15 protein-coding genes are annotated in these 20,886 nt (G+C 68.6%); 10 read left to right on the top strand and 5 right to left on the bottom strand.

The features are described from left to right. Nucleotides 1–30: 30 nt before the first annotated feature. From J2853_RS25100 to J2853_RS25080, 5 genes are all read left to right on the top strand, one after another. Entirely contained in the window at nucleotides 31–1,257 is a 1,227-nt protein-coding gene (locus tag J2853_RS25100; RefSeq protein ID WP_307561968.1) for a saccharopine dehydrogenase family protein, read from the top strand. A 462-nt stretch (nucleotides 1,258–1,719) separates the two neighbouring features. Further along, entirely contained in the window at nucleotides 1,720–2,697 is a 978-nt protein-coding gene (locus J2853_RS25095) for an ABC transporter permease (protein WP_307561966.1), read from the top strand. Between the two features lie 3 nt (nucleotides 2,698–2,700). After that, a complete protein-coding gene (locus J2853_RS25090) occupies nucleotides 2,701–3,540 on the top strand; it encodes an ABC transporter permease (RefSeq protein WP_307561964.1) in 840 nt (279 codons plus the stop codon). Then, on the top strand, nucleotides 3,537–5,645 hold the full coding sequence (locus J2853_RS25085; protein ID WP_307561961.1) for an ABC transporter ATP-binding protein: 2,109 nt from the start codon (nucleotides 3,537–3,539) through the stop codon (nucleotides 5,643–5,645). Before J2853_RS25090 ends, J2853_RS25085 begins: the two co-directional genes overlap by 4 nt. Nucleotides 5,646–5,668: 23 nt before the next feature. Beyond that, a complete protein-coding gene (locus tag J2853_RS25080; protein WP_307561959.1) occupies nucleotides 5,669–7,375 on the top strand; it encodes an ABC transporter family substrate-binding protein in 1,707 nt (568 codons plus the stop codon). 514 nt (nucleotides 7,376–7,889) lie between these two features. Here J2853_RS25080 and gabT read toward each other — a convergent pair. After that, the gene (gene gabT / locus J2853_RS25075) at nucleotides 7,890–9,242 is read right to left on the bottom strand and encodes a 4-aminobutyrate--2-oxoglutarate transaminase (RefSeq protein ID WP_307561957.1); all 1,353 of its coding nucleotides are present in this window, start codon (nucleotides 9,240–9,242) and stop codon (nucleotides 7,890–7,892) included. A gap of 98 nt (nucleotides 9,243–9,340) precedes the next feature. Between gabT and J2853_RS25070 the strand changes: the two genes are divergently transcribed. After that, nucleotides 9,341–10,801: a PucR family transcriptional regulator gene (locus J2853_RS25070; protein WP_503167747.1), complete on the top strand. Its 1,461-nt coding sequence runs from the start codon at nucleotides 9,341–9,343 to the stop codon at nucleotides 10,799–10,801. Between the two features lie 63 nt (nucleotides 10,802–10,864). On the opposite strand, the gene J2853_RS25065 is transcribed toward J2853_RS25070, so the two are convergent. Continuing rightward, a complete protein-coding gene (locus tag J2853_RS25065; RefSeq protein ID WP_307561953.1) occupies nucleotides 10,865–11,506 on the bottom strand; it encodes a TetR/AcrR family transcriptional regulator in 642 nt (213 codons plus the stop codon). A 215-nt stretch (nucleotides 11,507–11,721) separates the two neighbouring features. Between J2853_RS25065 and J2853_RS25060 the strand changes: the two genes are divergently transcribed. Continuing rightward, on the top strand, nucleotides 11,722–13,149 hold the full coding sequence (locus J2853_RS25060; RefSeq protein WP_307561952.1) for an aldehyde dehydrogenase family protein: 1,428 nt from the start codon (nucleotides 11,722–11,724) through the stop codon (nucleotides 13,147–13,149). Nucleotides 13,150–13,384: 235 nt separating this feature from the next. Here the strand turns inward: J2853_RS25060 and J2853_RS25055 are convergent, their stop codons facing one another. From J2853_RS25055 to J2853_RS25045, 3 genes are all read right to left on the bottom strand, one after another. Beyond that, a complete protein-coding gene (locus tag J2853_RS25055) occupies nucleotides 13,385–13,573 on the bottom strand; it encodes a hypothetical protein (protein ID WP_307561950.1) in 189 nt (62 codons plus the stop codon). 427 nt (nucleotides 13,574–14,000) lie between these two features. Next, nucleotides 14,001–15,227, bottom strand: a complete 1,227-nt coding sequence (locus tag J2853_RS25050; protein ID WP_307561948.1) for a trypsin-like serine peptidase — start codon at nucleotides 15,225–15,227, stop codon at nucleotides 14,001–14,003. Nucleotides 15,228–15,281: 54 nt separating this feature from the next. Next, the gene (locus J2853_RS25045; protein WP_307561946.1) at nucleotides 15,282–16,409 is read right to left on the bottom strand and encodes a trypsin-like serine peptidase; all 1,128 of its coding nucleotides are present in this window, start codon (nucleotides 16,407–16,409) and stop codon (nucleotides 15,282–15,284) included. 184 nt (nucleotides 16,410–16,593) lie between these two features. Here J2853_RS25045 and dxr point away from each other — a divergent pair, with 184 nt between their 5' ends. The 3 genes from dxr (at nucleotide 16,594) to J2853_RS25030 (ending at nucleotide 20,865) form a co-directional block, all read left to right on the top strand. Further along, entirely contained in the window at nucleotides 16,594–17,778 is a 1,185-nt protein-coding gene (gene dxr, locus J2853_RS25040; protein WP_307561944.1) for a 1-deoxy-D-xylulose-5-phosphate reductoisomerase, read from the top strand. Between the two features lie 33 nt (nucleotides 17,779–17,811). Beyond that, nucleotides 17,812–18,981, top strand: a complete 1,170-nt coding sequence (gene ispG / locus J2853_RS25035; protein ID WP_307561942.1) for a flavodoxin-dependent (E)-4-hydroxy-3-methylbut-2-enyl-diphosphate synthase — start codon at nucleotides 17,812–17,814, stop codon at nucleotides 18,979–18,981. A 327-nt stretch (nucleotides 18,982–19,308) separates the two neighbouring features. Continuing rightward, nucleotides 19,309–20,865, top strand: a complete 1,557-nt coding sequence (locus tag J2853_RS25030) for an alpha/beta hydrolase (RefSeq protein WP_307561940.1) — start codon at nucleotides 19,309–19,311, stop codon at nucleotides 20,863–20,865. The last annotated feature ends 21 nt before the right edge of the window (nucleotides 20,866–20,886 follow it).

Below are 20,886 nucleotides of genomic sequence, written 5' to 3'. Positions count from 1 at the left end.
GGTCGACCAGTCAGTGGGTAGGCTCGCCTCATGAGAATCCTTCTTGTGGGAGCCGGCGGCGTTGGTTCGGCCGTGGTCCCGATCGCCGCGCGCCGAGATTTCTTCGAACACATCGTGGTGGCGGACTCCAAACAGGACCGCGCCGCGGACGTCGTGGCCAAGATCGAAGATCCGCGGTTCAGCGCCATCGGGCTGGACGCCTCCGACCAGGCCGCGGTCGAGGCGGCCCTCGCCGAGCACCGCTGCGACGTGCTCTTCAACGCGGTGGACCCCCGTTTCACCATGTCGCTGTTCCAGGCGGCGCTCAACGCCGGGGCGCACTACCTCGACATGGCGATGTCGTTGTCGAGGCCCCACCCCCGCAGGCCGTACGAGCTGACCGGGGTGAAGCTGGGCGACGAGCAGTTCGCGCTGAACGAGGCCTGGCGCGACGGGGGGCGGCTGGCGCTGGTGGGCATGGGGGTGGAGCCGGGCCTGGCCGACGTGTTCGCGCGGTACGCCGCCGAGCACCTCTTCGAGAGCATCGAGGAGATCGGCATCCGCGACGGGTCGAACCTGGTGGTCGAGGGGCACGCCTTCGCGCCGACCTTCTCCATCTGGACGACCATCGAGGAATGCCTCAATCCGCCGGTCATCTGGGAGAACGGCGACTGGCACACCACCGAGCCGTTCAGCGAGCCGGAGGTGTTCGACTTTCCCGAGGGCATCGGTCCCGTCGAGTGCGTGAACGTCGAGCACGAGGAGGTGCTGCTCGTTCCGCGCTACATCGACGCCAAGCGGGTGACGTTCAAGTACGGCCTCGGCGAGGAGTTCATCGGGGTCCTGAAGACCCTGCACAAGCTCGGCCTGGACAACGCGGACAAGATCCGGGTCGGCGGCGTCGAGGCCTCACCCCGTGACATGGTCGCGGCCAGCCTGCCCGATCCGGCCACGCTGGGCGACCGGATGCGCGGCAAGACCTGCGCCGGAACCTGGGTGAAGGGCGTCGGCAAGGACGGGCGGCCGCGCGAGGTCTACCTCTACCACGTGGTCGACAACGAGTGGTCGATGCGGGAGTACGGCTGCCAGGCCGTGGTCTGGCAGACGGCCGTGCACCCGGTGGTCGCGCTGGAACTGCTGGCGGGCGGCGACTGGTCGGGCACCGGAGTGCTCGGCCCGGAGGCGTTCGACGCCGTGCCCTTCCTGGAGTTGCTCAACGCCTACGGCTCGCCCTGGGGTATGCGCGACCAGACCCGGGAGGTCCTTCTCTCCGCCTGACCACACGTTTCGAGTCGTTCACCGGCTCGGGCCGATCACCGGCGGACCGGCTCGGGTCCTCGCCCGTGATCCCGCCCAGGGTCGATCATCTGCGATCCGGCGGGGGCCGGTAGTCCACGACGGCCGCTTCGGCGGCTCGTTCCGTCGCCCGAGGGCGGTCAGGGTCACCTGGCCGCCCTCCGCCGTTTCAGGGGCGGAGCCGCCCGACGGCCCCAATCCGATGGCATCGCGAAGTGAATCTCTCACCGTCGGTCATTTGTTGCGAAATCCGGACATCTCGAACCTGGATCGTTATGCGAGGTGGCCAAGTGCGCCACTTCCTCGCCGGTATGGTTTCGCACATCCCACGCCAAAGAAGGCATAACGGGATTAAACGTGCGCTAGTGGGGATTACACGCGGTTCGCCATGCGGGTGTCCGGTGCTGCCCCTCGCGCTTACAGGCGACACACGAGGGGAGGACTATGGGTTCCTACCTGCTTAGACGGCTGATCAGTAACGTCCTGCTCGTGGCGATCGCCGCGAGTCTGGCGTATTTTCTCGCCGCTTCAAGCCTCACCCCACGAGCCAACTACGAGGGCCGTAACCCGCCTCCGTCGGTTCAGGTCGTGGACAGCACGTTGGACGACTTCAACCTGAACGACAAGACGCCGATCTTCGAGCGCTACGTGACCTGGGCCACCGGTGTCCTTCACGGTGACTTCGGTAAGACCTGGAACGGCGGCTCGGTCAACGAGGAGATGGGCCGCCGGGTGGGTGTCAGCCTGCGGCTGCTGCTCATCGGCACGATCCTCGGATCGGGGATCGGGGTGGTCATCGGCGCGTTCGCCGCGGTCAAGCAGTACAGCATCAGCGACCGGGTGATCGGGGTGAGTTCGTTCGTCATCCTGGCCGTCCCCGTCTTCGTGATCGCCACGATGCTGACGATCGTCGTGGTCAACATCAACGCGATAGCCGGAACCCCGCTGATCGAATACGTCGGCGAATACAATCCCTCGCTCAGCGGCTGGGCCCAGTTCACCAACCGGCTCAACCATCTGATCCTGCCGACGATCTCCCTCTGTCTGGGGCAGATCGCCTTCTACGGCCGGATCCAGCGCAACATGATGCTGGACGTGCTGGGCCAGGACTTCGTCCGTACCGCGATGGCCAAGGGGCTGCGCCGCCGTACCGCGCTGTTCAAGCACGCGTTGCGCACCGCGCTGGTCCCGGCGGCGACCTATTTCGCCTTCACCTTCGGCACGCTGCTGACCGGTGCCACCTTCACGGAGAAGATCTTCTCCTGGCACGGAATGGGCGCCTGGCTGGTGGACTCCATCAACACCAACGACGTCAACTCCGTCGCCGCCGTCAGCACTTTCGCGGCCGTCTGCGTCCTTTTCGCGGGCCTGCTGTCCGACCTGATCGTGGCGGCTCTCGACCCCAGGGTCAGGGTGAGGTAGGAGATGCGTTCCAAGGTTGTTCTGACCCGTCTGCTGCGGAACAGGCAGGCCCGTTACGGCCTGATCGGCCTGATCCTGCTGCTGGCACTGGCCTACATCGGCCCGTTCCTGGGCCCTCACGACTGGACCGAGAAGGACTTTCTCGCCTTCCTGGAGGCGCCCTCGGCCAACCACTGGTGGGGCACCACCCAGATCGGCCAGGACCTCTACGCGGTGACGCTGCACGGCATGCAGAAGTCGATCGTCATCGGCTTCCTCGTCGCCATCATCTCCACCGGCCTGGCCGCCCTGGTCGGCGCGTGCGCCGGCTATTTCGGCGGCTGGCTGGACAGGGTGCTGATGTGGGGCGTCGACCTGCTCCTGGTGCTGCCCAGCTTCCTGATCATCGCGATCATCTCGCCGAACCTCAAGGGCGGATCCTGGCTCTGGTTCGTGCTGCTGCTCGCGCTCTTCCTGTGGATGGTCACCTCCCGCGTCGTCAGGAGCATGACCCTCTCCCTCCGTGAGCGCGAGTACATCATGGCCGCCCGCTACATGGGCATCCCCGGCTGGAAGATCATCCTTCGGCACGTGGTGCCGAACCTGTCCTCGCTGCTCATCATCGACGCGACGCTCAACGTCAGCGGGGCGATCCTCGGCGAGACCGCGCTGTCGTTCTTCGGGTTCGGCGTCCAGCCCCCCGACATCTCGCTCGGCACGCTGATCGCGGACGGAAGCGGGAAGGTCACCGGCTATCCATGGCTGTTCCTCTTCCCCGCCGGCCTGCTTGTCCTGTTGGTGCTCACCGTCAACCTCATCGGCGACGGTCTGCGCGACGCGCTCGACCCGGGGAGCAACCAGTGAGCGAGAACTTCAGCACATACGGCGCACGGTCAGGTGGGGAGAGCACGCCTATCCTCGAGGTGAACGACCTCAACGTCACCTTCCGCGGCGGCATCAAGGCCGTCCGGGGAGTGAGCTACCAGCTCGCCCGAGGCGAGGTTCTCGGCATCGTCGGCGAGTCGGGTTCCGGCAAGTCGGTGACCTCGCTGGCGGTGATGGGCCTGCTCCCCGCGGGTGCCGAGATCAGCGGCTCGGTCAAGCTCCAGGGCCGGGAACTGCTGGACATGCCGGAGAACGAGCTCATCGGGTTCCGCGGCAAGACCATCGGCATGATCTTCCAGGATCCGCTGTCGGCCTTCACCCCCGTCTACACCATCGGCGACCAGATCGCCGAGGCGGTGCGGGTCCACCAGAAGGTCGGCAAGGAGAAGGCGGCCAAGCAGGCCGTCGAGTTGCTCGACCTGGTCGGCATCCCGCACCCGGATGTGCGGGCCAAGGCGTTCCCGCACGAGTTCTCCGGCGGTATGCGCCAGCGCGCCATGATCGCGATGGCCATCGCCAACAACCCCGACGTGCTGATCTGCGACGAGCCGACCACCGCGCTCGACGTCACCATCCAGGCCCAGGTCCTGGAGGTGCTCAAGACCGCTCAACGGGAGACCGGCGCCGGCATCGTGATGATCACGCATGACCTGGGGGTCGTCGCGGGCATCGCCGATCGGGTGCTGGTGATGTACGCGGGCAAGCCCGTCGAACTCGGCGCGGTGGACGAGATCTACTACCGTCCACGCCAGCCGTACACGATCGGCCTGCTCGCCTCGATCCCGCGCATGGACCGCCCGACCGGGCGGCTGATCCCGATCGAGGGCAATCCGCCCTCGCCCGCCGCGCTGCCACCGGGCTGCCCGTTCGCGCCGCGTTGCCCGATGAAGGTCGACGCCTGTGACGACGCCGAGCCCGAGCTGGTGCGGATCGGCTCGGGTACCCGGATGGCGGCCTGCATCCGGTCCCACGAGATCGAGCTCAAGGGACTGGGCGGCAGCGACGTCTACCCGGTGCCGGAGGCGCCGGAGGAGAAGGCGGAGAGCAGGCCGCGCGCCGAGCGGGACACCGTGCTGAGGATCGAGAACATGATCCGGCACTACCCGCTGTTGAAGGGCTCGGTGTTCAAGCGCCGGGTCGGCACGGTGCACGCCGTGGACGGCATCAGCCTCGACATCGCCCAGGGCGAGACGCTGGCCCTGGTCGGCGAGTCGGGTTGCGGCAAGACCACCACGCTCCAGCAGATCATGCAGCTGGAGGCGCCGCAGGGTGGCACGATCGTCGTGTTCGGCAAGGACAGCGCCAAGCTGGCCAAGGCCGAGCGCAAGGCGCTCCGCAAGAACCTGCAGATCGTCTTCCAGGACCCGATGGCCGCGCTCGATCCGCGCATGCCGGTCGGCGACATCCTCGCCGAGCCGCTCCGCGCGCACGGCCACAAGGACGTCAAGAACCGGGTCGCCGAGCTGCTCAGCCTGGTCGGCCTGGACCCGAGCCACGCCGAGCGCTACCCGCAGCACTTCTCCGGAGGCCAGCGCCAGCGCATCGGCATCGCCCGCGCGCTGGCCCTGGAACCCAAGCTGATCGTGCTCGACGAGCCCGTGTCGGCGCTGGACGTGTCCATCCAGGCGGGTGTGATCAACCTGCTGGAGGACCTGAAGGTCAGGCTCGGCCTGTCCTACCTGTTCGTCGCGCACGACCTGTCGGTGGTCCGGCACCTCGCGGACCGGATCGCCGTCATGTATCTCGGCAAGATCGCTGAGATCGGCACGGTCGACGAGGTGTACGGCAGGCCCGCACACCCCTACACGCGGGCGCTGCTGTCGGCGATCCCGCTGCCGGACCCCGAACTGGAGCGCTCGCGCGAGCGGATCCTGCTCGAAGGTGACCTGCCGAGCCCGGCCGACCCTCCGTCCGGCTGCCGGTTCCGCACCCGCTGCCCCAAGCGCGCCCTGCTGGGCGAGGCGGAGGCACGCAGGTGCGCCGAGGAAGAGCCCTCTGTTGTACGGCTCGCGTCCGCCGTCGATCACGGTGCCGCCTGCCACTACCCCGAGGAGACCGAGATCCTCCAGATCTCGCGTCCCTGATGACCCCCTTGTTGGAGGAACACATGAAGGTTGGTTACAAGGCGGTCGCCGGGACCGCACTACTGGCGATGGCCCTCACGGCCTGCGCCGGTGGCAACGCCAAGGAGCAGCCGGCCGCGGAGTCGAGCCAGGCCGCCCAGGAGCAGGCCGCCACGCTTCCCGGAAGCACGATCAACCCGGTCCCCTACGACCAGGTCGCCGACGGGGGAACGGTGAAGCTGGCGCTCAGCCAGTTCCAGGCCCAGTGGAACTACAACCAGGTCAACGGCACCAACGACAGCACCGACCAGGTGATCGAGCCCCTCCTTCCGGCCATCGGCATCACCAACGACAAGGCCGAGGTTGTCAACAACCCCGACTACGTCACCGAGTGGAAGATGGAGCTCACCGACGGCGTGGAAGTTGTCACCTACAAGATCAACGACAAGGCCAAGTGGTCGGACGGCACGCCGATCACCTACAAGGACTTCCAGGCTCAGTGGAAGGCCCTGAACGGCAAGGACAAGAAGTACCAGGTCAGCTCGACCGACGGGTACGACCGGATCAAGTCGGTGGAGAAGGGCGCCACCGACCAGGACGTGGTCGTGACCTTCGACAAGAACTACCCGGACTGGAAGGGTCTGTTCTTGCCGCTCTACCCCGCCTCCACCAACGAGACGCCCGAGGCGTTCAACAAGGACTGGCTCAACAAGCTCCCCGTCACCGCCGGTCCGTTCAAGATCGACAAGATCGACCAGACCAGCAAGACCATCACCGAGGTCCGCGACGACAACTGGTGGGGCAACAAGGCCAAGCTCGACACGGTCGTCTTCCGGATGATCGATGCCAGCGCCACGATGAACGCCTTCGCCAACGGCGAGATCGACGCGGTCTCGATCCCGGCGAACGCCGCCGACCTCAAGCGGGCCAAGGAGGTGCCGGACGCCGACATCCGTAAGGCCGCCGCCCCGAACTGGCGCCACATCACCGTCAACGGCTCCGCCCCGCTCCTGAAGGACAAGTCGGTCCGCCAGGCCATCGCGCTCGGCATCAACCGCGAGGTGATCACCCAGTCCGACCTCAAGGACATGGACTGGCCGATCCAGACGCTCAACAACCACGTCTACATGAACACCCAGGCCGGCTACGTCGACAACTCCGGGGAGCTCGGCACGTACAACCCGGAGAAGGCCAAGCAGCTCCTGGACGCCGCCGGCTGGAAGATGGACGGGGAGTACCGCAAGAAGGACGGCAAGGAGTTCGCGCTCCGCTTCGTCGTCCCGGCCGCCAACCCCACCGCCAAGCAGGAGGGCGAGCTCACCCAGGCGATGCTGAAGGAGATCGGCGTCAAGATCAACATCGAGCCGGTTCCCGAGGACAAGTTCTTCGACGACTACGCCATCGCCGGTAACTTCGACCTGCAGCCGTTCTCGTGGCTGGGCACGCCGTTCCCGCTCGGCGCCCTGCCGCAGATCTACAAGTCGCCCACGAGCCCCGACAACTTCGGCAGCAACTTCCCGCGCATCGGCAGCCCCGAACTGGACAAGCTGATCGAGCAGGCCGGCGGCGAGATGGACCCGGCCAAGGCGGTCGAGCTGGGCAACCAGGCGGACAAGCTGATCTGGGATGAAGTGCACACCATCCCGCTGTACCAGCGCCCCGACATCTTCGCCACCAAGAAGACCCTGGCGAACTACGGTGCCTTCGGGTACTCGGACAAGAACTGGACGGCCGTCGGCTACACCAAGTAGTCACCGGTACGCTCCGTGCCCTTCCCCGTTCCGGCGGGGGAGGGCACGCCTGTTTTTTCCTGCTTTTCCCGGTGTTTCCTTGAAAGCCGTCTCAGAGGAAGGCCGCGCGCCGGGGGAAGGGGTGGACATTCGCCTGTGATTCCGGAAGAAGCGCATCCGCGCATTCCTCGCAGGCGAACAGGGTCCTGTCGTCGGGTAGACGGCCGATTCTGATCCTCGGACGCGGCCATTTCTTGTGGCACGCCACGCAGGCGTCACCCTCGCACTGAGTACGGCTCAGCCCTTCGGGATCGAACGTCATCATGGCTCGTGCCGTTCTCGTGGGCCCCCAGTTCATCACGCTTCCCGTCCCGATCTGCAGTCTCATATCGGAACCGTTATAACGCCGACGAGGCTCGTGATCGCTTTGCTGGATGTCAAGCGGTGGTTAAATTGCTTCCTTTATAGGTGCCGTAGGACGGCAAAAGGGGCACTCGGCACAAGCCGGGTGCCCCTTTTGCGGGGGTCTAAACGGTCACACCTCGCCGATGGCCTTCTCCAGGATCGCCAGACCTTCCTCCAGCAGATGGTCGGGCATGACCAGGGGAGGAAGGAATCGCAGCACGTTTCCGTACGTGCCGGCGGTCAGCACCAGCAGTCCCTCGGCGTGGCACCTCCCGGCGATCTCGGACGCCGCCGTGGGGTGCGGATCCTTGGTGCCGGGAACGACCAGCTCAATGGCGATCATGGCGCCGCGCCCGCGCACGTCGCCGATCGCGGGGCTTTTCTCGGCGATGGCACGCAGCCGGGGGAGCATGACCTCGCCGATGCGACGGGCCCTGCCGGTCAGGTCGTCGGCCTCGATGGTCTCCAGCACGCCCAGCGCCGCCTCGCAGGCGAGCGGGTTGCCGCCGTAGGTACCGCCGAGCCCGCCTACGTGGACCTTGTCGAGGATCTCGGCGCGGCCGGTGACGGCGGCCAGGGGAAGGCCGCCCGCGATGCCCTTGGCGGTGACGATGATGTCGGGCACGATGCCCTCGTCCTCGCAGGCGAACAGGTCGCCGGTGCGGGAGAAGCCGGTCTGGACCTCGTCGGCGATGAAGACGATGCCGTTCTCCCGGCAGAATTCCGCGATCTTCGGCAGGAAGCCCTTGGCGGGCTCGATGAAACCGCCCTCGCCCGCGATCGGCTCGATCACCACGGCGGCGACGTTCTCCGCGCCGATCTGCTTGGTGATCTGGTCGATCGCCTGAGCCGCGGCCTCCTCGGCGCAGTTCTCCGGACCCGTGGGCCAGCGGAACGGGTAGGCCAGCGGTACCCGGTAGATCTCTGGGGCGAACGGGCCGAACCTGTGCTTGTACGGCATGTTCTTGGCCGTCAGCGACATCGTCAGCAGGGTCCGGCCGTGGTAGCCGTGGTCGAACACGACGACCGCCTGGCGGCCCGTGGCGTGGCGGGCGACCTTCACCGCGTTCTCCACGGCCTCGGCGCCGCTGTTGAGCAGGAAGGTGCGCTTGGTGTGGTCGCCGGGGGTGAGCCGGTTGAGCTTCTCGCAGACCTCGACGTAGGACTCGTACGGGGTGACCATGAAACAGGTGTGGGTGAAGTCCGCGGCCTGCTTGCGCACCCGCTCGACCACGCGCGGGGCGGAGTTGCCGACGCTGGTCACAGCTATGCCGGAGCCGAAGTCGATCAGCGAGTTGCCGTCGGCGTCGACGACGACACCGCCGCCGGCGTGCGTCACGAAGACCGGCAGCGTGGTGCCGATGCCGGGTGGGACGGCGGACTGCTTACGCGCGAACAGCTCGCGAGACTTCGGGCCGGGAATCTCGGTGACGACGCGGCGCTCCTGAGGAAGCGAGGGGCCGCCCTCGATGACGGTGCTCATGATGTGACGGTATGTCGCGCGTGTCGGTGTGCCGATGCTGCGCTATGGCAAAGTTGGAGGTAACACACTGGCCGTAACGTACAAATCGGGGGATGGTCGTGGCACCGACGCTCCGCACCGTCGTACGGCGCCTGTCGCACAAACTCGGCGTGCTCTCGGGACAGGACGCACTCGACCGGCCGGTGCGCTGGGTGGCGGTCAGCGAGCTGGAGGACCCGACCCCGTTCCTGGAGGGCGGTGAGCTGGTCCTCACCACGGGCATGCGCCTCGACGCCCGCAACGCCGGGCCGTACGTCGACCGGCTGGTCGGCAAGGAGGTCACCGGGCTCGGCTTCGGCGTCGGCCTCGGGCACGAGAGGATCCCGGACGCGTTGCTGTCCGCCGCCGCGCGGGCCGGGCTGCCGCTGATCGAGGTGCCGCGGGACACCCCGTTCGTCGCGATCGGCAAGGTGGTCAGCGAGCTGCTCGCCGCCGAGCAGTACGACGAGATCAGCCGCGCCTTCGCGGCTCAGAGCCGCCTCACCCGCGCCGCCCTCCGCCCCGAGGGGCCGCGAGCGGTGATCGACGGCCTCGCCCGCGAACTCGGGGGCTGGGCGCTCCTGCTCGACGAGGCGGGAGCCGTACGGCACGCGACGGGGAAGGGGGCGGCCGCCGCCGCCAAGGGCCTCCTCCCCGAACTGGAGCGCCTGAGGAAGTCCGGGGGCAGGGACGCGCCCGCGAGCCTGGCGCTCTCCACGCCGCTGGAGCACGTCATCGTGCAGCCGCTCGGTGCCCGCCGGATCAGGGGGTTCTTCGCCGTCGGACTCGGCAGGCCCTTCACCCCGGTCGCGCACACCGTGGTCAACGCCGCCGGATCCCTGCTGACGCTCGCCATCGAGCACGGCGGCGAACACCTGGCCGCCGAGCGCCGGGTCCGTTCCGCGGTGCTCCGGCTGCTGCTGGCCGGTCAGGTGCGGGCGGGGAGGGAGACGCTGGAGCGGCTGGGCGACGCCTTCCCCTGCGGGCCGCTGGTGGTGATCGTCGCCGGGGGAGACCGGGAAGCGGTCCTGGAGGCGGCCGGCAACGAGTTCGCGGCCGAGGATGAGGGCCGGGTGGTCCTCGTCGTCCCGGAGGGCAGGGCCGACGAGGCGCTCTCGGCGCTCCGGGAGCACGGCCCGCTCGGGATCGGCGCCGCGGTGAGCCCCGAGAACCTGAGCACCGGACTCGAACAGGCGGATCGGGCACTCGTCTCGGCCAGGCGCGGGGCCGTGCCCGTCATGCGCTTCGCCGACCTCGCGGGCCAGAGCCTGATGTCCCTGCTCGACCCCGACGTGACCGCGGCGTTCTCCTCCGCGCTCCTCGCCCCGCTCAGGGAGCACGGTTCCCGCGCGGACCTGCTGGGCTCCCTCCGCGCCTACCTGGAATGCAACGGCCACTGGGACGCGGCGGCGCAACGGCTCGGGGTGCACCGCCACACCCTGCGCTACCGCATGCGCCGCACCGCCGAACTCCTCGGCCGGGACCTCGACGATCCGGCGGTCCGCGCCGAGCTGTGGGTCGCGCTGGCCGCGGCGGACTGAACGCTCCTCGCGTCGCCGTCGCCGTCGCCGAGCGGGGCTCGCGCGCGGCCGGGAGCGCGGGGGTCAGGAATGCGAGACCGGGGGCTTTTCGGCCAGATAGCGGGAGACGGTGGCGTAGGTGACCGCCTCGTAGACGCTGCTGTCACGCAGGTGCCCGGCGCGCTCAAGGCTGATGGCGCCCTGGGCGGCGGCCCACAGGGCGTCGGCGATCTTCCTGGGCTGGATCGGGATGATGTATCCCGCCGAGATGCAGTCGGCGATCACCCGGTCGAGGACGTTGAGCGCGGCCCGGGCGAGGGTCCTGGCCCTCTCGCTCGGGGCGAAGCCCGGAATCGCGCGCTCGAACATCAGGGCGTAGTAGCCGGGTTCGGAGAGTGCCGCGTCCCGGTAGGCGGGACCGAGCGCGCTGAGGTGCTCAAGGGCGTTCTTGCGCGGGGGTACGGCCTCCAGGCGGCGCCGGAATCGTTCGAAGCCCTCCAGATAGAGGGCCTCGGCGAGTCCTTCCTTGCTGCCGAACATGGTGTAGATGACGGTCGTCGAGCATTTGGCCTCGGTGGCGATGCGGCGCATCGACAGGCTCTCGGGCCCGATGGTGACGAGGAGCTGGCTGGCCACGTCGAGCAGCTTGCCGCGGAGCTCGTCCTGCGAGGCCCGTTCGCCCAGCAGGTAGGCACCCTGAAGGCCGCGCGGCGCCGAGGAGGTCATGCGCCCACGCCCTTCCGTTCTCAAAGTTCCCTGGGGGACTTAGCCATGCCGGAGCCGATTCAAACCGGCGACGTATAAGGAATATCCCTCAATGCCCATGTTTTTGTTACAGCGCTGGGCAGGAGACTGTTTTATGCGTAACGGCGCGCCGGTGCAAGGCTCTTGTGCGAAGTGGAGCGATATCGCGCCCAGGTGCGTGGCATACCGTCGGAGGCATGGACGTGCGCCCCTTCTGGCTCGCCGGTCGCCCCGCCACCGGGGACGCCGAGCTGACCGTGACCAACCCGTATGACGGCAGTGTCGTCGCCATCTGTTCCGTGCCGACCGAGGGGCAGGTCGCCGAGGCCGTCGCCGCCGCCGCGGCCGTGCGGAAGGAGGCCGCCGCACTCCCGATCCACGTGCGGGCCGAGGCACTCGCCCACGTCTCGCGCCGTCTGGCCGAGCGCGCCGACGAGATCGCCCACCTGATCACGGAGGAGAACGGCAAGCCGATCTTCTGGGCCCGTGGTGAGGTCAACCGTGCGATCTCCACCTTCCGGTTCGCCGCCGAGGAGACCCGCCGCCTTGGCGGCGAGGCCATGCGCCTGGACACCGAGGCCGCCGCCACCGGCCGCCTCGCCTACATCTCGCGCGTCCCGCACGGCCCGGTCCTGGCGATCACGCCGTTCAACTTCCCGCTCAACCTGGTGGCCCACAAGGTCGCCCCGGCCATCGCGGTCGGCGCCCCGGTCATCCTCAAGCCGGCCCCGGCGACGCCGGTCTCCTCGCTGGTCCTGGGTGAGATCCTGGCCGAGACCGGACTGCCCGAAGGCATGTTCTCCGTGCTCCCGGTGCCCAACGACCGCGCCGCGGCCCTGGTCGACGACCCCCGCCTGCCGATCGTCTCCTTCACCGGCTCCGGCCCGGTCGGTTACGCGATCATGGACCAGGCTCCGCGCAAGCACGTCACCCTGGAACTCGGCGGCAACGCCGCCGCGGTCGTGCTCGCCGACGCCGATCTCGACTGGGCCGCCTCGCGGGTGGCGCTGTTCTCCAACTACCAGGCCGGACAGAGCTGCATCTCGGTCCAGCGGGTGATCGTCGAGGAGTCCGTGCACGACGACTTCGTGTCCAGGCTGGTTCCGGCCGTCGAGGCCCTGATCACCGGAGACCCCGCCGACGAGAAGACGCAGGTCGGTCCGCTGGTCTCGATCCAGGCCGCCGAGCGCGTGGAGCAGTGGGTCAACGAGGCCGTCGCCGCCGGCGCCCGTCTCCTGACCGGCGGCACCCGCGACGGCGCCGCCGTGGCGCCGACCGTCCTCACCGACGTGCCGCGAGCCGCCAAGGTCTCCTGCGAGGAGGTCTTCGGCCCCGTGATGATCATCCAGACCGTGTCCGGGGTGGACGAGGCGTTCGCCGCGGTCAACGACTCCAAGTACGGCCTGCAGGCGGGGGTGTTCACCCGCAGCCTGGAGGCCGCCTTCCGGGCCAACCGGGAGATCGAGGCAGGCGGTGTGATCATCGGTGACGTCCCGTCCTACCGCGCCGACCAGATGCCCTACGGCGGGGTCAAGGAGTCGGGAGTCGGCCGCGAGGGCATCCGCTCGGCCATGAACGACTTCACCTACGAGAAAGTCATGGTCCTCACCGGCCTGACCCTCTGAAAAACCGTTCCCGATCACTGAGGCGGGGGCGCGAACGCCTGTCCCGCGCCCATTTCGGGCGATGCCGGGCGGTCGTGGCCGCCGGGAGATCCCGATGAGCCGCCGGACGGTCTGCAGCCCGTCCGGCGTCAGCGGGTTTCGCTGGACCGGCTCACCAGGCTCGCCTTTGAGCACTTGTGATCACGGTGTGGCCTTCCCCGGTTGCGGGTCGGCCGGTCTTCCCCGGGGTTCCGGGTCAGCTGAGCAGGCCGCCGCTGCCGAGCTTGGCGATGAGGTCCTGGGGGCTCAGGCCAAGCTTGGACAGCTGCTCCGCGTGCTGGTCGGTGTCGATCTGCGGGGGCAGTCGCTTGTCGGCTTCCTGCGCCATGGCGTTGTCACCACGGGACCGGAGGAGCTCGACGATTTTGGCCTTCTCGATTTTCATGGGCCATGCCCTTTCTGAGGATCACGGTGTCTGAGGATCGCCGACGGTGTCGCCGGGCCGCCTGATGGAAGGTGGCCCCGTTGACGGCCCACCCGCATCCGGACGACGGCTGCGATCAGCGATCGGGGCGTTTCTGGGCCGATGGTGCAGATCGTGAATCCTGCAGTGGACAGCGTCGATTCCCCCCGTGGGGACCTGCCCCGGTTCGTGTGGTGCCACTCCGTGCGGTGTTTCCAGGATCCTTGAAAACCTGATCATCACGCTTTGTGATTTTTTGGCTCGCACCTCTCGTGGTGCTTCCGGCCGGAACGCCCGGCTTCCTCATTCGCCCGGACGCGGTGGAGCCGGCGCCGGGCCCGCCGGGGGTGGGCGGCCATCACGGTGAGTCGGCGAGGTGAGGGAAGAACGTCGTGACCGGTAACCGGCGCTAGGAGTTCTGGGCCGTGGAGTAGAGCTGCCTGGTCGCCTCACCGAAGTACGGTCCGTACATGGTGCGGCGGTCGTCGCTGTATTTGAAACTGCTCACCGAGGTGAGCGTGCCGCGCCCGGTGGCGGGGTCGAAGCCGCTCAGCCACGGGCCGCCGCTGGATCCGGCGGTCATGTCGCAGCGCAGGCCCTGGTCGTTGGTCTGGTCGTTCGGGTCGTCGCGGAGCGAACCCGCGCAGTAGACGAGGTGCTCGCCGTTGTAGGGCGAATCGGCGGGAAAGCCGAAGCCGTAGGTGTGGCGGCCCCTGGCCGCGCCGAAGGTGATGTCCTGGCCGCCCACGGCGTCGGTCAGGTGCTTGCCGTTCCTCGGGTTGACCGCCACCATGCCGACGTCGTAGCTGTCGTCCGCGCTGCGCGACCACGACCCCGCGACGAACATGCGACGCGCGGTGAACTGCCCGTAGGGCTGGCGCCCCTGGTCGTAACCGGGGACGAAGATCCAGTTATCCGCCCACGCGCCGGTGCCGTCCTTGACGCAGTGCCCGGCGGTCACCACGAGATCCCTGTTGGCCGCCTTGACCGAACTCGCCGAGCACACGAAGTCCGTTCCGCCGAGGGTGAGGAACACCCGGCCCGTGGTGCGGGCCACGGAGCCGCCGGAGTTCCAGCGTGCCCCGCTGACGCGGGCCGCGGCGCGCAGCCGTCCGCGGGTCTCTCCGGCGGGGGCGACCTGCTGGGCGGCCGGGACGGCGGGCCCCCGTGGCGCCCGAGGCGCCGCCTGAAGCAGATCGGCCAGGGCGGGGGCCTTCTCCGGTGTCTGGGGCAGACCGGTCAGGGCGGAGGCCTTCTCCGGTGTCTGGGCCGTCGTCGCGGACCGGGTGGCCGGGACGACGGGCTCCTGTGGTCTTCCGGTCACCGTCCCGTGCGGGGCGGTCGCGGCGGCGGGTCTCCCCAGAAGCCCGGCCACCGTCCCGAGGAGATCGATCGGGACGGCGCGCGCCATCCGGTCAGGGGTCCAGTAGCTGAGCACACGACGCTGGTCCGAGGTGCCGGGGGCGGTCATGTGCTCGACGACGGCGGGGGCGGCGACCGAGTCCTTCCCCGCGGGGTGGGCGGGGGTGCTTGCGGCCTGCTGCCCGTGCTCCGTGGCCGTGGTGTCGATCATGGGGGCGCTCAGCAACCCGGCGACGAGCGGAGCAGCCGCAAGCAGGGGGAGGCTCGAGGTCATGAACCCCGATTTTGCACTACCAGGTGTGTTCTTGCGACTACTTTCAGTAAATACTTAGGGAGTGTTGGTGATCTGCGCGGCCTGGTAGACGGCTCGCGCGTCGGTCCCGAAGTAGGGGCCGAACATCCAGCCGGCGGCGAAGCTGTACTTGAAGCTGTTCACCGAGTTCAGGGTTCCCAGGCCGGTGCTCTCGTTGAAGTCGAGGAACCAGGGCCCGCCGCTCGATCCGCCGGTCGTGTTGCAGTTCATGCCGATGTCGCGGGACATCATGATGTCGTCGAACGCCCGCCCGCTGCAGTAGATCAGCTTGGAGCCGTCGTAGGGGCTGCCCGACGGATAGCCGAAGGAGTGCATCCGCTGCCGCCGGTACTGGTTGAAGGAGACGCCCTGGCCGCCGACCACGTCGGTCAGCGACTTGCCGTTCAACGGCGCCACCACGGCGGCGGCCACGTCGTAGTTGATGTCCTCGCTGTTGTTCCACTGCGCCGTGGTGTACAGGGTGGTCGCCACCCACGTGCCGTACGGCCGATTGCCGTTCTCGTATCCCGGCACGAACACCCAGTTGTCGTGGAAGGCGCCGCCCATTCTCACGCAGTGCCCGGCCGTGATCACCGTGCTTTTGTTCTCGCTGGTCACGGCATTCGCGGAGCATGAGGCGTTGCGGCCCTGGTAGGTGAAGAAGACCCGGCCGGCGGTTTTCGCGATCGCTCCGCCGCGGGTCCACCGAGCCCCGGTGGTGGCGCGTGCGACCGTGTACCCCCGGGCGACCGTGACGGTCTCGCCGCCCGGTGAGGTCGCGGGGACGGAGACGGGGGGGGCCGCGGCCTGGGCCGCGATCGCCGCCGCGGCGAGCCGGATGCCCTCCTTCTTGGGGGCGAGGGTTTCGAGCGGCTTGGCCGCCTCCATCTTCGCCTCGGTCCAGTAGCGCCGGACCGTGTTCTGCTCGGTCTTCGTGTCGGCGGCCTCCTCCTCGGCCGGCCGGGGGGCGGCCGGCGCCGCGGTGACGCCCGTGGCCGTGCCCGTGGCCGTGCCCGAGGTGGTGCCCGAGGTGGTGCCCGAGGTGGTGCCCGAGGTGGTGCCCGAGGTGGTGCCCGCGTCAGCGCTGTGCGCGACCGCCGTGGAGAGCAGGGTGCTGCCCGCGACAAGAGTGAGAACGGGGACCAGTTGTGCCGTGCGACGCATTTGTACCTCCCGAGACCCGATGCTGTTCCGGGAAGCTAGTGCGCTACCTATCCGCATTTCTCCGGCTTTACAACTATTGATATAGATAGATTCGGACTTAAATAGCGCCTTTTATCGCGCGCTCCACGCCTTACAGGTTTCGGCCCCGATTGGACAGCCGGACGTCAGCCGGGAGAATGGAGCGGTGCAGCCAGACATCGCTCGTTCCGTCGTCCTGCTGGGCTCGACCGGCTCCGTCGGGACCCAGTCCCTTGACGTCATCGCCCGAAACCCCCGTGGTTTCCGGGTGGCGGCGCTCGCCGCCGGAGGCGGCCGGATCGACCTGCTGGCCCGTCAGGCGGCCGAGTTCCGGCCCGAGGCCGTCGCCGTCGCCGACGCCGGCGCCGTCCCCGCGCTGCGGGAGGCCCTGGCCGCGCACGGTGTGGTCACCAAGGTGCTCGCCGGGCCCGAAGGGGTCGCCGAGGTCGCGGCCTGGCCGTCCGACATCGTGCTCAACGGCATCACCGGCGCGCTCGGGCTGACCTCGACGCTGGCCGCGCTGGAGGCGGGCAGGGTGCTCGCCCTCGCCAACAAGGAGTCCCTGATCATCGGTGGGCCGCTGGTGAAGCGCCTGGCCAAGCCCGGGCAGTTGATCCCCGTCGACTCCGAGCACGCCGCGCTCGCCCAGTGCCTGTGGGCCGCCGGTCCCACCGGTCCCGCCGCGTCGGCCGTGCGCCGCCTGCTCGTCACCGCGAGCGGCGGGCCCTTCAGGGGCATCCCGCGGTCGAAGCTCGGAAACGTGACCCCGGAGCAGGCCCTGGCCCACCCGACCTGGTCGATGGGCCCGGTCATCACGGTGAATTCCGCCACACTCGTGAACAAGGGCCTGGAGGTCATCGAGGCGCATCTGCTCTTCGACATCGGCTTCGACCGGATCGACGTCGTGGTCCACCCGCAGTCGGTCGTCCACTCGATGGTGGAGTTCGTGGACGGCTCGGTCATCGCCCAGGCCAGCCCGCCCGACATGCGGCTGCCCATCGCGCTCGCGCTCGGCTGGCCGGATCGGGTCGCCGACGCCGCTCCCTCGGTCGACTGGACCAGGGCTCACACCTGGACCTTCGAGCCGCTCGACGACGAGGCCTTCCCCTCCGTCGCGCTGGCCCGCCACGTCGGTTCCGCGGGGGGAACGGCCCCGGCCGTCTACAACGCCGCCAACGAGGTCTGCGTGGAGGCCTTCCTGGCCGGGCGACTGCCCTTCCTCGCGATCGTGGACACCGTTGCCGCGGTGGTCTCCGAGCACACCGTCACCGAAGCCGGTTCGGTCGCCGAAGTGCTCGACGCGGACGCCTGGGCGCGCGTAAGGGCACGGGAGCTCACCACTACTGCCTAAACTGGGAGCGTCTCCGACTCTCAAGGGTTGAAAATGACTTCTGTTGCTCTCGGGATCCCGTCCGTCAGGACCAGGCCGATCGCCGAGCGACGTAAATCCCGTCAGATCATGGTCGGCTCCGTCCCGGTGGGCGGAGACGCGCCGGTCTCCGTCCAGTCGATGACCACCACGGTCACCGCCGATATCAACGCCACGCTCCAGCAGATCGCCGAGCTGACCGCGTCGGGCTGCCAGATCGTCCGGGTGGCCGTTCCCACCCAGGACGACGCCGACGCACTGCCGGCCATCGCGCGCAAGTCGCAGATCCCCGTGATCGCGGATATCCACTTCCAGCCGAAGTACGTCTTCGCCGCGATCGAGGCGGGCTGCGCGGCGGTCCGGGTCAATCCCGGCAACATCAAGAAGTTCGACGACAAGGTCGGCGAGATCGCACGGGCCGCCGCCGAGCACGGCGTGCCGATCCGGATCGGCGTCAACGCCGGCTCGCTCGACCCCCGCCTGCTGCAGAAGTACGGCAAGGCCACTCCCGAGGCACTGGTGGAGTCCGCCCTGTGGGAGTGCTCGCTGTTCGAGGAGCACGGCTTCCGCGACATCAAGATCTCGGTCAAGCACAACGACCCGGTCGTGATGGTCCAGGCCTACCGCCTGCTCGCCGCCCAGTGCGAATACCCGCTCCATCTCGGCGTCACCGAGGCGGGCCCGGCCTTCCAGGGCACGATCAAGTCCGCCGTCGCGTTCGGCGCGCTGCTCGCCGAGGGCATCGGCGACACCATCCGTGTGTCGCTGTCGGCCCCGCCGGTGGAGGAGGTCAAGGTCGGCAACCAGATCCTGGAGTCGCTGAACCTGCGCGAGCGCGGCCTGGAGATCGTCTCCTGCCCCTCCTGCGGGCGCGCCCAGGTCGATGTCTACACCCTGGCCGAGCAGGTCCAGGCCGGCCTTGAGGGGCTGAAGGTTCCGCTCCGTGTCGCGGTGATGGGCTGTGTCGTCAACGGTCCCGGCGAGGCCCGCGAGGCCGACCTCGGTGTCGCGTCCGGCAACGGCAAGGGCCAGATCTTCGTCAAGGGCGAGGTCATCAAGACCGTTCCCGAGTCCCAGATCGTGGAGACCCTCATCGAGGAGGCCCTGCGCCTCGCCGACGAGATGGGCGTCGACGTCGACCTCTCCGACGACGACGCCTCCGGCCCCGAGGTCGTCGTCGGCTAGGGTCCGTCCCCCGGTCACCGGTGCTTTCCGGTGACCTTCGAGGCGAAGCGCTCCCCGCAGGCACATCCGGGGGATCGCCGGCGGTTCGGGCCCGCGAGTCTGCGCGGGCTCGCGCTGTCGCCGCCTGACGAATCGGCTTTTCGACGAAACCGTTTGCTGCGGTCACCGTTGCGCACTTACACGTAGCAATCACTTGACTACACATTGGTAAGCATCTGGTTGTGTCGCGGGTGGTCGTGCGTCGCCACGGGAGAACATCGCCTCTGCCGTATAAGTAGGGGGGATTCCACCGTGAAGAGGCTTGTCGGGATTATCGCAAGCATCGGGATGTTGGTCGTTGTCGGGGTTCCTCAGGGAGCGACGGCCCACGAACGGGCCGAGCTGGTCTGGGGGCCCTGCGAGAAGGAGAGCAAACCCGGGAATCCGCCCGCTCTCGCCGGGCTGGCGGACGGCGAGGTGGAGTGCGCCACTTTGAGGGTGCCGCTCGACTATCGAAACCCGCAGCAGACCATCGGCATCGCCCTGAACCGGATCAAGGGGAAGGTCTCGCGGGACCACAACCATCTGGGTGTGCTGCTGGTCAACCCCGGAGGCCCGGGGGCGTCAGGCCGGGGCCTGGCCAAGACCGTCGCCGCCGGCCTTCCCGGTGACCTGGCCGACCGCTTCGACGTGATCGGCTTCGACCCGCGCGGGGTGGGGCACAGCGAGCCCGCGATGCAGTGCGTGGACTTCGAGAAGTACTACAAGGCGCCCCGTCCCGACCACGTGCCCGCGAACAGGCAGGAGGAGTCCGTCCTGCTCGACCGGGCCCGCCAGTACGCCACGGCGTGCGGTGACCGGTGGGGCTGGCTGCTGCCCCACATCAGCACCGAGAACTCCGCCAGGGACATGGACGCGATCAGAGCGGCACTGGGCGAGTCCAAGATCAGCTACCTGGGTTACTCCTACGGCACCTACCTCGGCGCGGTCTACGCCACGCTCTTCCCCGACCGGGTCAAGCGGCTCGTCCTGGACAGCGTGGTGGACCCCAGGGAGGTCTGGTACGGCTCCAACCTCGTCCAGGACACCACCTTCGAACAGCGGCACCGCGACTTCCTGAGGTGGACGGCCCGCCACAACCGGGTCTACAAGCTCGGCGCGACGGAGAAGGCGGTCTCCTTCGCCTGGTACGCCATGCGTGAGCGGCTGCGCACCCGCCCGGCCGAAGGGGTGGTCGGCCCGAGCGAGTTCGACGACATCTATACCGTCGGCGGTTACTCCGACCTCATCTGGCCGCAGCTGGCCAGGGCGTTCTCCGCCTATGTGAAGAAGGGCGAGACGGGACTCCTGCTCAGCGCCTACCGCCGGCACGCTCTGAACGACGCCGACGACGAGAACAACTACGCGGTCTATCTCGGAGTGCAGTGCCACGATGCCGCCTGGCCGCGCGACTGGGCCGAATGGCGGACCGAGACGACCAGGCTGCATGCGAAGGCGCCCTTCCTGACCTGGACCAACGCCTGGTACAACGCGCCGTGTGTGTTCTGGCCGGAGAAGCCCGACACGCCGGTGAAGGTCCAGGGCAGCAAGAAGCTGCCGCCGATCATGCTTGTCCAGGCCGAGCGCGACGCCGCCACGCCGTACGCGGGGGCCGTGCGGATGCGCAAGCTGTTCGACAGCGCCCGGCTGCTGACCGTGCCCACCGGCAACCACGGGGTCTCTCTCGCCGGGAACCGCTGCGTGGACCGGCGCCTGGCCGCCTACCTCAAGGACGGCACCCTGCCGGGTAAGTCCGGCGGCCGCGCCCCGAAAGGCCCGGACTTCCGCTGCGCGGGCACTCCCGCGCCCGTGCCCGTCCCCGTGCCCGTCCCGCGCATGAGGGCGAAGGCCGGGTTTAACGAGTAGATAAGGGGCTCTGCGTTGGTT

The organism is Streptosporangium lutulentum (assembly GCF_030811455.1).
In the GTDB taxonomy this organism is placed as follows: Bacteria; Actinomycetota; Actinomycetes; order Streptosporangiales; family Streptosporangiaceae; genus Streptosporangium; species Streptosporangium lutulentum.
This window is presented reverse-complemented; position numbering and strand designations above follow the sequence as displayed.

Excerpts from the sequence above, each read along its gene's own strand:
- J2853_RS25095 (WP_307561966.1), top strand. The coding sequence starts at position 1,720 with ATGGGTTCCTACCTGCTTAGACGGCTGATCAGTAACGTCCTGCTCGTG.
- gabT (WP_307561957.1), bottom strand. The coding sequence starts at position 9,242 with ATGAGCACCGTCATCGAGGGCGGCCCCTCGCTTCCTCAGGAGCGCCGC.
- J2853_RS25060 (WP_307561952.1), top strand. The coding sequence starts at position 11,722 with ATGGACGTGCGCCCCTTCTGGCTCGCCGGTCGCCCCGCCACCGGGGAC.
- J2853_RS25100 (WP_307561968.1), top strand. The coding sequence starts at position 31 with ATGAGAATCCTTCTTGTGGGAGCCGGCGGCGTTGGTTCGGCCGTGGTC.
- J2853_RS25090 (WP_307561964.1), top strand. The coding sequence starts at position 2,701 with ATGCGTTCCAAGGTTGTTCTGACCCGTCTGCTGCGGAACAGGCAGGCC.
- J2853_RS25055 (WP_307561950.1), bottom strand. The coding sequence starts at position 13,573 with ATGAAAATCGAGAAGGCCAAAATCGTCGAGCTCCTCCGGTCCCGTGGT.
- J2853_RS25065 (WP_307561953.1), bottom strand. The coding sequence starts at position 11,506 with ATGACCTCCTCGGCGCCGCGCGGCCTTCAGGGTGCCTACCTGCTGGGC.
- J2853_RS25080 (WP_307561959.1), top strand. The coding sequence starts at position 5,669 with ATGAAGGTTGGTTACAAGGCGGTCGCCGGGACCGCACTACTGGCGATG.
- J2853_RS25050 (WP_307561948.1), bottom strand. The coding sequence starts at position 15,227 with ATGACCTCGAGCCTCCCCCTGCTTGCGGCTGCTCCGCTCGTCGCCGGG.
- J2853_RS25030 (WP_307561940.1), top strand. The coding sequence starts at position 19,309 with ATGTTGGTCGTTGTCGGGGTTCCTCAGGGAGCGACGGCCCACGAACGG.
- J2853_RS25045 (WP_307561946.1), bottom strand. The coding sequence starts at position 16,409 with ATGCGTCGCACGGCACAACTGGTCCCCGTTCTCACTCTTGTCGCGGGC.
- ispG (WP_307561942.1), top strand. The coding sequence starts at position 17,812 with ATGACTTCTGTTGCTCTCGGGATCCCGTCCGTCAGGACCAGGCCGATC.